This window comes from Inquilinus limosus MP06, assembly GCF_000767795.1.
GTDB classification, from domain to species: Bacteria; Pseudomonadota; Alphaproteobacteria; order DSM-16000; family Inquilinaceae; genus Inquilinus; species Inquilinus limosus_E.
On sequence record NZ_JANX01000172.1, the window covers coordinates 1 to 10,843 of the forward strand.

The 10,843-nt window shown below is 70.7% G+C and carries 9 protein-coding genes; 6 read left to right on the plus strand and 3 right to left on the minus strand.

From position 1 onward, the window contains the following. Positions 1-102: 102 nt before the first annotated feature. The gene (locus tag P409_RS15265) at positions 103-1,242 is read right to left on the minus strand and encodes a mechanosensitive ion channel family protein (protein WP_052120687.1); all 1,140 of its coding nucleotides are present in this window, start codon (positions 1,240-1,242) and stop codon (positions 103-105) included. Between the two features lie 60 nt (positions 1,243-1,302). Then, entirely contained in the window at positions 1,303-2,148 is an 846-nt protein-coding gene (locus P409_RS15270) for a glycerophosphodiester phosphodiesterase (RefSeq protein ID WP_034838489.1), read from the minus strand. A gap of 118 nt (positions 2,149-2,266) precedes the next feature. On the opposite strand from P409_RS15270, the gene P409_RS15275 reads away from it, so the two are divergent. From P409_RS15275 to P409_RS15295, 5 genes are all read left to right on the plus strand, one after another. Next, entirely contained in the window at positions 2,267-3,169 is a 903-nt protein-coding gene (locus P409_RS15275) for a LysR substrate-binding domain-containing protein (protein WP_034838493.1), read from the plus strand. A 209-nt stretch (positions 3,170-3,378) separates the two neighbouring features. Further along, the gene (locus tag P409_RS15280; protein ID WP_034838496.1) at positions 3,379-4,803 is read left to right on the plus strand and encodes an aldehyde dehydrogenase family protein; all 1,425 of its coding nucleotides are present in this window, start codon (positions 3,379-3,381) and stop codon (positions 4,801-4,803) included. A gap of 47 nt (positions 4,804-4,850) precedes the next feature. Next, positions 4,851-6,146: an MFS transporter gene (locus P409_RS15285; RefSeq protein WP_152613395.1), complete on the plus strand. Its 1,296-nt coding sequence runs from the start codon at positions 4,851-4,853 to the stop codon at positions 6,144-6,146. Next, the gene (locus tag P409_RS15290; RefSeq protein ID WP_034838499.1) at positions 6,143-7,360 is read left to right on the plus strand and encodes a mandelate racemase/muconate lactonizing enzyme family protein; all 1,218 of its coding nucleotides are present in this window, start codon (positions 6,143-6,145) and stop codon (positions 7,358-7,360) included. Before P409_RS15285 ends, P409_RS15290 begins: the two co-directional genes overlap by 4 nt. A gap of 10 nt (positions 7,361-7,370) precedes the next feature. Next, positions 7,371-8,984, plus strand: coding sequence for a GMC family oxidoreductase (locus tag P409_RS15295; RefSeq protein WP_034838502.1), 1,614 nt, complete (start codon positions 7,371-7,373; stop codon positions 8,982-8,984). A 133-nt stretch (positions 8,985-9,117) separates the two neighbouring features. Here P409_RS15295 and pobA read toward each other — a convergent pair whose 3' ends face one another. Next, entirely contained in the window at positions 9,118-10,284 is a 1,167-nt protein-coding gene (gene pobA, locus P409_RS15300) for a 4-hydroxybenzoate 3-monooxygenase (protein WP_034838504.1), read from the minus strand. A gap of 131 nt (positions 10,285-10,415) precedes the next feature. Here pobA and P409_RS15305 point away from each other — a divergent pair. Further along, positions 10,416-10,843, plus strand: a 428-nt coding sequence (locus P409_RS15305; RefSeq protein ID WP_034838507.1) for an AraC family ligand binding domain-containing protein, incomplete at its 3' end; no start/stop codon positions are given.

Sequence of the window (10,843 nt, forward strand, 5' to 3'; positions counted from 1 at the left end):
GGGACCAGCCCTCACCCGGTCGTCCTGCGGACGCCCGACCTCTCCCGCCAGGCGGGAGAGGCAATTTGAAAACGACTGACATCTGGCAGTGCCTCGGCCCGATCAGCCGCGACTGCCGCCGGCGCGGCGGAGGACGATCTTCTCCGCTTCCTCAGCCGCCTGCAGCTCGCCGCGCCAGCGGGGCAGGGCGTGTGGGTGGGCCTGCTGCAGCCAGGCGATCATCTTCTCCCGCACCTCGCAGCGCAGGTCGAAGGTGCGGCCGGAGCTGCGGGCGCTGACCAGCATACGGATCTCCATCACCTGCTCGCGGAAATCGGTGACCTGCAGCACCGCGACCTGGCCGTCCCACAGCGACGACGCCTTGGCGATCTCGTCCAGCCTGCGCCGCATCTCCGCCACCGGCGCGGTGTGGTCGACATAGAGGAAGACGCTGCCGATCAGGGCGGAGCCCTCGCGCGTCCAGTTCTGGAACGGCTTCTCGATGAAGTAGCTCAGCGGCAGCACCATCCGGCGCCAGTCCCACAGCCGGACCACGACATAGGTCGAGGTGATCTCCTCGATATTGCCCCATTCATTCTCGACCAGGACGGCGTCGTCGATCCGGATCGGCTGGGTCACCGCCAGCTGGATGCCGGCGATCATGTTCTTCAGCATCGGCTGCAGCGCCAGGCCGATGACCAGCCCCGCGGCGCCGGCGGAGGCCAGGAGGCTGATGCCGTATTGGCGCACCCCCTCGAAGGTCATCAGCGCGGCGGAGAGGGTGATCACCACGATCAGCGTCGCCACCACCCGGCGCAGGATCCGGGTCTGGGTGACGTGCTTGCGCGCCAGCAGGTTGTCCTCGGCGTCCAGCGTGAAGCGGCGCAGATAGACGGTCATCCAGATGTGCAGCGCGGTCAGCGCCACCCAGCCCAGCAGGGCGATGAAGGCCAGCAGCAGGACGTGATGCACGATGCCGGTCTCGGCATCGGTCAGCGGCGCGACATTGGCGGCGGTCGAGATCGCCACGATCATCGCGGCCAGCCGCGTCGGCCCCTCGGTGCGCGACACCAGGGAACGCCAGAACAGGTCCTTCAGGTCCTTGCCGGCGACGATGCGGGTCGCGGCGCGGAACAGGACCTTGTGGACGGCCCTGGCGACCACCACGGCCAGAACCAGCAGGCCGAGGCTGATCGCCCAGGGCGGCATCCAGGGCAGCTTGGCCTGGAACCAGTCCAGCCAACGTTCGACGGCATCGATCATTCGGCGGTTCCCGCGGTGTCCCTCTGCTTGGCAATGCGAGGGACCGCGATGGGTTCCGTCCTAGGCGCGTGGTGTCGCGCCGGACATCGCCTCCAGCACGCCCGGCGCATCGGTGGTGATCTGGTCGGCGCGCAGCGCCACCAGCCGGGCCAGCGCGGCCGCGGCGCCCGGATGGTCCGGGTTCAGGGTCCAGGCGTCGACGGTCCGGCCGGCGGCGTGGCAGGCGGCGATCAGGTCGACGCCCAGCGTGTCGGCGCGCAACACGATCGGATACGACAGGTAGATCATCGCCGCCTCCGGCGCTCGGTCCAGCGCCGTGGCGATGAAGCGCCCGGCATCCGCCGCGCTATGCAGCGTCGCCAGCGTGCCGTCGTCGCAGGGGTCGAAACCCAGGCGCAGCCCCGGCATCGCCGCGCCCAGGCGGCGCACCGCCGCCCAGTCGCCGCCGCTGAGAATGAAGCGGCCCGCCACCGGCGCCAGCGCCGACCGGAAAGCGTCGACGTTGCGATCGTCCAGCGCCGCATCCGTTTCCTTGAGGTCGAGCTGGACCAGCGTGGCCGTGTCGGCTCCGGTCGCGGCCAGCTCGGCGAGGTCCTCGAGCAGCAGCAGCCGCTCCCCGGTCGGCGTGCCGTCCTTGCCGCGCATGTGCAGGGCGCGCAGATCGGCGAATGTGGCCGCTGCGACCGGGCCGCGGCCGGTGGTCTCGCGGTCCAGCGTGTCGTCATGCAGGCAGGCGAAGCCGCCATCGGCGCGGCGGCGCAGATCCACCTCCATCGACGCGCCCAGCGCCATGCCCTCGCGCAGCCGGGCCGGGGTGAAGGGGATGTCCTCCGGCCGGCGCTGCAGCCGGTGCCATTTCAGCCGGGTGCGGTGGCCGTCGGCGATGATCTCGATGCCGTCAGGCATGGGCTTGCTCCTGTTGGGTGATGGCTTGTCGCCTTAGAGGCGGGCCGTGACGGGGTGATGACGGCCCGGCCCGGTGATGCGCTATACCATGCGAATTTCGCGGCCCTGAGACCCCACGATGCGCAGACTTCCCGCCCTGACCGCCATGAGGATCTTCGAGGTGGTCGGCCAGACCGGCAGCTTCACCCGGGCGGCGGAGCGGCTGAACCTGACGCAGAGCGCGGTCAGCCGGCAGGTGAAGCATCTGGAGGAGCAGCTGGGCGCGGCCCTCCTGGTCCGCCGCCACCACCGGCTGGAGCTGACCGCCGCCGGCGTGCAGCTGTTCGAGGCGCTGCAGCACGCCTTCCACGAGGTCGAGCTGGCGGTGCGCGGCATCGAGGAGAAGGGCAACCGCAACCGGCTGCGGGTCAACGTGCCGCCCACCTTCGCCCGGCGCTGGCTGATGCCGCGGCTGCCCGGCCTGCGCCGGGCCCATCCCGAGCTCGACGTCAGCCTCGGCACCAAGCTGGCGGACAGCCTGGCCGAGCGCGGCCTGCTGGACTGCGCCATCCGCTTCGGCGACGGCGAATGGCCGATGCTGCGGGCGACCCGGCTGATGACCGAGCGGCACATCGCCGTCTGCGCCCCGGCGCTGCTGCAGGGCGTCGACCGCGACCGGCCGGTCGACCTACAGCGCTTCACCTTCCTGCACGTCCTGGCGTCGGACGACCGGCGCTACCTGACCTGGCGGCACTGGCTCAGCGCCGCCGGGCTGGATGAGGTCGACACCCGCGGCGGGCTGGAGTTCGACCTGCTGGACCTCGCCATCGAGGCGGCCTGCGACGGGCTCGGCGTCTCGGTGGTCGACCGCTTCATGGTCGAGCGCGAACTGGCGGCGGGCCGCCTGGTCCAGCTGCTCGACGTCGAGGTCGAGGGCCATGAATCCTACTGGCTGGTGACCCGGGCGGAGCAGGAGGACAGCACCAATGTCGCCCTGTTCCGCGCCTGGCTGGCAGGGGAGATCGCGGGGGCCGGGCCGTAGCATTCCCTTTCGGAATGCTTTGCCCGAGAACAAGTCGTTTGCGCCGGTTCGGGCGCCGCGGTTCACTCCCGGTCACGACAGCGGCGCCGTCGGCCTTGGGAGGACCGGCGATCCAAGCGCCCCTCTCCCTGGCCCATCGCTCCGGATGCGCCGCGCCGAGGATCTCGGCCGCCGGCTGCGCCCGGCCGCGCCCACGGAATTTCGTGCCCATGACGCAGCACCAGAATTTCATCGCCGGCCGCTTCGCGGCGCCGTCCTCCGACGCGGTGATCGAGGTGCGCAACCCGGCCACAGGCCGTGTCTTCACCATCGTTCCGGCAGCGACGGAGGCCGAGGCGGTGGCAGCGGTGCGCACCGCCGCCGAGGCGCAGAAAGCCTGGGGGGCGCTGCCGTCGATCCAGCGCGGCGACGCGCTGCGCCGGCTGGCCGCGGCGATCGAGGGGCGGGCGGGCGCGATCGGTGCCGCCCTGGCCCAGGAATCCGGCAAGAGCCTGGCCGACGCCACGGCCGAGGCGGTCTACGCAGCCGAGCTGATGCGCTACCACGCCGAATGGGCCCGGCGCATCGAGGGCGAGGTGATCCCGAGCGACACGCCGGACGAGACGCTGCTGCTGAAGCGCGAGCCGATCGGCGTCGTCGCCTGCCTGATCCCGTTCAACTATCCGGTCTACACCCTGGTGCGGAAGATCGCGCCGGCCCTGATCGCCGGCAACGCCGTGGTGGTCCGGCCCAGCAACAGCACCCCGATTTCGGCCCTCGTCCTCGCCGCGGCGGTGGCGGAAGCGGAACTGCCGCCTGGTCTGGTCAGCATCCTGGCGATGACGCATGAGACGGCGCGGGCGCTGTGCACCCAGCCGGCGGTGGGCATGATCACCCTGACCGGCAGCGTCGGCGCCGGCCGCGTCGTGCTGGACTACTGCAAGGACAACATCGCCCGGCCGTCGCTGGAGCTGGGCGGCAAGACCCCGGTGATCGTCGAGCCGGATGCCGACCTGGACGAGGTCGCCGCCCGCATCGTCGCGGCCAAGACCACGCATTGCGGCCAGGTCTGCACCGCGGCCGAGCGGCTCTACGCCCATGAGAGCATCCACGACGCGCTGCTGGGCCGGCTGCGCGACGCCTTCCGCGCCCGCGGCTTCGGCGACCGCGCGGCCGATCCGGACCGGATGGGCCCGCTGGCGACGGCCGCCGCCCGGGCGCATGTCCATGGCATGGTCGAGCGCGCCGTGGCCGAGGGCGCGGTGCTTGAGGCCGGCGGCGTGCTGCCGGAGGGCGAGGGCTTCTTCTACCCGCCGACCCTCCTGTCCGGCTGCCGGCAGGAGATGGAGATCATCCGCGAGGAGGTGTTCGGCCCGGTGCTGGCGATGATGCCGTATCGCGATGCCGCCGAGGCGCTGGCCTTGGCCAACGACCACCAGTTCGGCCTGACCTCGGTGCTGTTCACCGAGGACTACCGCACCGTGATGCGCTTCGCCGACGCCATCGAGGCGGGCGAGCTCTACGTCAACCGCTTCCCGGCCGACCCCTATCAGGGCTTCCACGCCGGCTGGAAGCGCTCCGGCCTCGGCGGCGACGACGGCAAGCACGGCATGCTCGAATTCACCCAGACCAGGCTCGTCGTGCTGAAGCACTGACGGCCGCGATCCAGAACCAGCACAAGAAACTTCGGGAGGAGCCGTTCGTGGCATCCATCGTCCAACCCGGGCCGGGCCTGTCCGCGGCCGCAGCCCTGCCCGGCGCGCGGTCGCGCTACCTGCAGCTGGCCCTCATCGTGCTGGCGGCCGGCGCCATCTATCCGATCCTCTACCTGCGGCAGGTCTACCAGACCACCATGCTGGAGGTGCTGGGCATCAACAACACCGAGCTCGGGGTGCTGTACTCGATCCTCGGCACCAGCTTCCTGGTCAGCTACCTGCCCAGCGGCTGGCTGGCCGACCGGATCCAGCCGCGCCTGCTGATCATCTTCTCGCTGCTCGGCACCGGGCTGCTGGGCCTGTGGTACGCGGCGCTGCCGGGCTTCACCGCGCTGCTGGTGATCTATTGCGGCTTCGGCATCACCACGGGTCTCACCTTCTGGGCTGCGACGCTGAAGCAGGTGAAGCTGATCGCCGGCCACAGCGAGCAGGGGCGGTTCTTCGGCGTGCTCGACGGCGGCCGCGGCCTGGTCGAGGCGGTGCTGGCCAGCCTGGCCATCGCGCTGTTCGTCTATGCCACCGAGACGCGCGGCGCCGGCCTGGCCGCCGGGTTCCGCGACGTGGTGCTGATGTACGCCGTGGCCTGCATCGCCGTCGGCGTCGGCTATGCCGTCGCGTCCCGCGGCTCGGCCCGCGGCGAACGGGAGATCCGGATGAAGCGCGACACCGTCGCCGATCTCAAGGCGCTGCTGCGCATCCCCGAGGTCTGGCTGGTCGCCGCGATCATCTTCTGCGGCTATCACGTCTTCCTCGCCACCTACAGCTTCTCCGGCTACCTGCAGGAGGGCGGCTTCGGCCTGTCCGCCGCGGCCGCCGGCTTCATCGTCACGGTCAAGCTGTGGCTGCGCCCGGTGGGCGGCATCGGTGGCGGCTTCCTGGGCGACCGCTACTCCAACACCCGGGTGCTGTTCTGGTCCCTGGTCCTGGCGGCGGCCAGCCTGGTCGGCATGATCGCGCTGCCCGGCATCGGCTCCTCGCCGATCCTGATCGGCCTGCTGCTGCTGGCCGGGCTGCTGACCTACGCCATCCGCGGCCTGTACTGGGCGATCCTCGACGAATGCGGCGTGCCGCCGGAGATCACGGGCCTCGCCATCGGCATCATCTCGCTCGTCGGCTACGCGCCGGACACGTATCTTCCCATCGTCAACGGCATCATCGTCGACCGCTACCCGGGCATCGCCGGTTACCAGATCTATTTCGGCTACGTCGCCGTGATCTGCGTCCTGGGCGCCCTGGCCACGGCGGGCCTGATGATCCGGCTCAAGCGAAAGGCCGCCGCATGAAGATCGCATCGCTCCAGACCCATGTCGTCGCCGTCCCGCCGCCGCATGTCGGGGGCATGTACTGGATCTTCGTGCAGCTGAAGACCGATGACGGGATCGAGGGCGTCGGCGAGATCTACTCGACCGCCTTCCACCCCCAGGCGATGGTGCCGTTGATCGCGGACGTGTTCCAGCGCCACCTGGAAGGCCACGACCCGCATCGGATCGAGCGGTTCTGGCGGTCGGCCTATTCCAGCGGCTTCACCCAGCGCCCCGACCCGACGATGATGGGCATCGTCTCCGGCCTCGAGATGGCCTGCTGGGACATCATCGGCAAGGCCGCCGGCCGGCCGGTCTACGACCTGCTGGGCGGGCTGGTGCATGAGAAGCTGCGCGCCTACACCTATCTCTACCCGAAGAACGCGGCCGGGGAGTTCGACTTCAACGACCCCGACCTGGCCGCCGAATGCGCGGTCGAGATGGTCCGGATGGGCTTCACCGGGGTGAAGTTCGACCCGGCCGGCCCCTACACCGCCTATTCCGGGCACCAGATCTCGCTCGGCGTGATGGACCGCTGCGAGACCTTCTGCCGCAAGGTGCGCGAGGCGGTGGGCAGCAGCGCCGACCTGCTGTTCGGCACGCATGGCCAGATGGTGCCGTCCTCCGCCATCCGCCTGGCCAAGCGGCTGGAGACATACGACCCGCTGTGGTTCGAGGAGCCGGTGCCGCCGGGGCAGGAAGCGGCGATGGCCGAGGTGGCGCGCGCGACCTCGATCCCGATCTCGACCGGCGAGCGGCTGTGCACCAAATACGAGTTCCAGCGGGTGCTGGAGCTCGGCGCCGCCTCGATCCTGCAGCCGGATATCGGCCGGGTCGGCGGCATCCTGGAGACCAAGAAGATCGCCAGCATGGCCGAGGCGCATTACGCCCAGCTGGCGCCGCATGTCTATTGCGGCCCGGTCGTCGCCGCCGCCAGCATCCAGGTCGGCGCCGCCTCGCCGAACTTCCTGATCCAGGAATCGATCCTCGACTACGGCGGCTTCCATGGCGAGATCCTGAAGAAGCCGCTCACCTTCGACGACGGCTACCTGATCCCGTCGCGCGAGCCGGGGCTGGGGGTGGAGCTGAATCTGGACGTGGTGGCCAAGCACACGCCCTACACCGGGGACCGGCTGCACCTGCAGATGGCGCCCGAGCCCGCCGACGTGAAGCAGTTCGCCCCGGCGCGGGGTTGAGCGGCGCCTCATGACCCATGACTATGTCATCGTCGGCGCCGGTTCGGCCGGCTGCATCCTGGCGGCGCGGCTGAGCGAGAGCGGCAGGCACAGCGTGCTGCTGCTCGAGGCCGGCGGCCGCGACGATTCCTTCTGGTTCCGCATCCCGGTCGGCTATGCCCGCAGCTACTACAACCCGCGGGTCAACTGGATGTACTGGTCGGAACCGGAGGCGGCGCTGGGCGGCCGCCGCATCTACGTCCCGCGCGGCAAGGTGCAGGGCGGCTCCGGCTCGATCAACGCCATGGTGTTCGTGCGCGGCGCCGCGGCCGATTTCGACGACTGGGCGGCGGCCGGCAACCCCGGCTGGACCTATGACGACGTGCTGCCGGCCTTCCGCAGGCTGGAGACGCATGCCGACGGCGCGTCGCAATGGCATGGCGGCGACGGGCCGATCCATGTCACGCCGATGCGCGGCGCCACCCATGCGGTGACCGACGCCTATCTCGCCGCCTGCCGCGAACTGCAACTGCCGGCCAATGGCGACTTCAACGGCGCGTCGATCGAGGGCGCCGGCGTCTACGACGTCAACACCCATGACGGGCGGCGGTCGTCGTCGAGCGCCGAGTATCTTCGCCCGGCGCTGGGCCGCCGCAACCTGACGGTCGAGCGCGAGGTCCAGGCCCTGCGCGTGGTGCTGGACGGCACCGGCCGCGCCACCGGCGTCGAGATCCGGCAGGGATCGGAGACCCGGATCGTCAGCGCGAAGCGCGAGGTGATCCTGGCCGCCGGCGCGGTCGACACGCCGAAGCTGCTGCAGCTGTCCGGCATCGGCGACGGGGGCCGGCTGACGGAAGCGGGCGTCGCGGTGGCGCACCACTTGCCGGCGGTCGGCCGCAACCTGCAGGACCATCTCTGCGCTAGCTTCTACTACCGCTCGCGCGTGCCGACGCTGAACGGCCTGTTCGGCAGCCCCTGGGGCCAAGCCAGGCTGGGGCTGCAATACCTGCTGACCCGCAAGGGCCCCTTCGCCATGAGCGTCAACCAGGCCGGCGGCTTCTTCCGCGGCGCGCCGGACGAGCCCCGGCCGAACATCCAGATGTATTTCAACCCGCTGTCCTACCGCATCCCCGACAGTCCGAAGGCCGGGCTGAAGCCGGAGCCCTATCCGGGGTTCCTGCTGGCCTTCAACTCCTGCCGCCCGACCAGCCGTGGCGAGATCGCCATCGCCTCGCCCGACCCTTCGGCGGCGGCGAAGATCCGGCCGAACTACCTGTCGACCGACCGCGACATCGCGGAGGTGCTGCAGGGCAGCCGGCTGGCCCGCAGGATCATGGCGGCGCCGAGCCTGGCCGCGATCACGGCGGAGGAGATGCCGCCCTCCGCCGGGGCCGAGAGCGACGCGGCGCTGCTGGACTGGTTCCGGGCCAATAGCGGCTCGATCTACCATCTGTGCGGCAGCTGCGCGATGGGGCCGGATGCGGCGACCTCGGTGGTCGACGCCCGGCTGCGGGTGCACGGGCTGCAGGGCCTGCGCGTGGTCGACGCCTCGATCTTCCCCAACGTCACCGCCGGCAACATCAACGCCCCGACCATGATGGTGGCGGAGAAGGGGGCGGAGATGATCCTGGCGGATGCGGGGTAGGGATCGGGGGCGCGGGCGTCTCCTCCAGCCGTCATTGCGAGCGCAGCGAAGCAATCCAGGCCGTTTGACGTGGCCCGTGGATTGCTTCGTCGGCTTCGCCTCCTCGCAATGACGTCGAGGGACGATAGGGAAGTCACACGATCGGCAGCCCGACATAGTTCTCGGCCAGCACGGTCTGGGCGGCGCGGGAGCCGCGGATGTAGTCCAGCTCGGCGCGCTGCAGCCGGCGCTCCAGCGGACCGGTGTCGGGGAAGCGGTGGGTCAGGCCGGTGAACCACCAGGAGAAGCGCTCGGCCTTCCACACCCGGGCCAGCGCGCGGGCCGAGTAGCCGTCGATGCCGGCGGCCGAGTGGTCGGCGTAGAGCTCGCTGAAGGCCTCGGTCAGCATGACCACGTCGGACACCGCCAGGTTCAGCCCCTTGGCCCCGGTCGGCGGCACGATATGGGCGGCGTCGCCGGCCAGGAACAGCCGGCCGTGGCGCATCGGCTCGGACACGAAGCTGCGCAGCGGCGCGATGCTCTTCTCGAAGGACGGGCCGTGCACCACCGCCGCCTGCGGGCCCAGGCGCAGGCAAAGCTCGTCCCAGAAGCGCCCGTCCGGCCAGTCCTCGACCCGGTCGTCCAGCGGGCATTGCACGTAATAGCGGCTGCGATGGGCCGACCGCATGCTGGCCAAAGCGAAGCCGCGCTCGTGATTGGCATAGATCAGCTCGTGATGGGCCGGCGGCACCTCGGCCAGCACCCCCAGCCAGCCGAAGGGATAGACCCGCTCGAACTCCCGCCGCACGCCGTCGGGGATGCAGCCGCGGCTGACGCCGTGGAAGCCGTCGCAGCCGGCGATGAAGTCGCAGTCCAGGCGCTGTTCGGCGCCGTCCTGCCGCCACGTGACGAAGGGGTGACTGGTGTCGATCCCGTGCAGCGCCACATCTGCGGCCTCGAACACCACTGTCAGGCCGCGCTCTCCGGCGCCGTCAAACAGGTCACGCATCACCTCCTGCTGGCCGTAGACGGTGATGCAGGACCCGGTCAGCGCCTGCATGTCGATGCGGAACAGCTCGCCGTCGACCGCCAAGTTGGTGCCGGCATGGGGCAGGCCCTCGCGATGCAGGCGGTCGGCGAGGCCGAGCCGGTCCAGCAGGTCGACCGTGCCCTGCTCCAGCACCCCGGCGCGGACCCGGCCCTCGACATAGAAGCGGCTGCGGCGCTCCACCACCACGGCGTTGATGCCGGCGCGGTGCAGCAGATGGGCCAGCACCATCCCCGCCGGTCCGGCGCCGATGATCGCGATCTGGGTGCGCATGGGGGCCTCGCCTGTCGTTCCGGGAAGGCTAAGCGCGGCGGCGCGGAAAGCCATGGACGCGGCCGCGGAAAACTTGGACATTTCTTCCCGGGCCGGCCGGGCGAGGCCGGCGCTCACAGGGCCATGCCGCCGTGCAGACACCAGCGATTCCCAGCTTCTTCCTCTATGGCGAGGCGCCGCGGACGGTCGACGACCGGTTCCTGCATCTGGAGGCGTTGGAGGATCGCAGCCGGCCCAGCGACTGGACCATCCGCGCCCATTCCCATGCCAATCTGAACCATGTCTTCCACTTCACCCGCGGCGGCGGCGTGGTGCGGGCCGAGGGCCGGTCGATCCGGCTGCCGGCGCCCTGCCTGCTGCTGGTGCCGGCCGGGCTGGTGCACGGCTTCGACTTCGAGCCGGAGACGGTCGGCTCGGTCCTCACCGTGTCCGACGCCTATCTGCGCGAGCTGGTGCGGCGCGAGCCGGAGTTCCGGCCGCTCTTCGATGCGCTGGCGGTGATCCCGGCCGCGGACCAGGGCTTCCTGCGCGCCAGCCTGGGCCGGCTGTCGCGCGAGCT

Excerpts from the sequence above, each read along its gene's own strand:
- P409_RS15265 (WP_052120687.1), bottom strand. The coding sequence starts at position 1,242 with ATGATCGATGCCGTCGAACGTTGGCTGGACTGGTTCCAGGCCAAGCTG.
- P409_RS15270 (WP_034838489.1), bottom strand. The coding sequence starts at position 2,148 with ATGCCTGACGGCATCGAGATCATCGCCGACGGCCACCGCACCCGGCTG.
- P409_RS15275 (WP_034838493.1), top strand. The coding sequence starts at position 2,267 with ATGCGCAGACTTCCCGCCCTGACCGCCATGAGGATCTTCGAGGTGGTC.
- P409_RS15280 (WP_034838496.1), top strand. The coding sequence starts at position 3,379 with ATGACGCAGCACCAGAATTTCATCGCCGGCCGCTTCGCGGCGCCGTCC.
- P409_RS15290 (WP_034838499.1), top strand. The coding sequence starts at position 6,143 with ATGAAGATCGCATCGCTCCAGACCCATGTCGTCGCCGTCCCGCCGCCG.
- P409_RS15295 (WP_034838502.1), top strand. The coding sequence starts at position 7,371 with ATGACCCATGACTATGTCATCGTCGGCGCCGGTTCGGCCGGCTGCATC.
- pobA (WP_034838504.1), bottom strand. The coding sequence starts at position 10,284 with ATGCGCACCCAGATCGCGATCATCGGCGCCGGACCGGCGGGGATGGTG.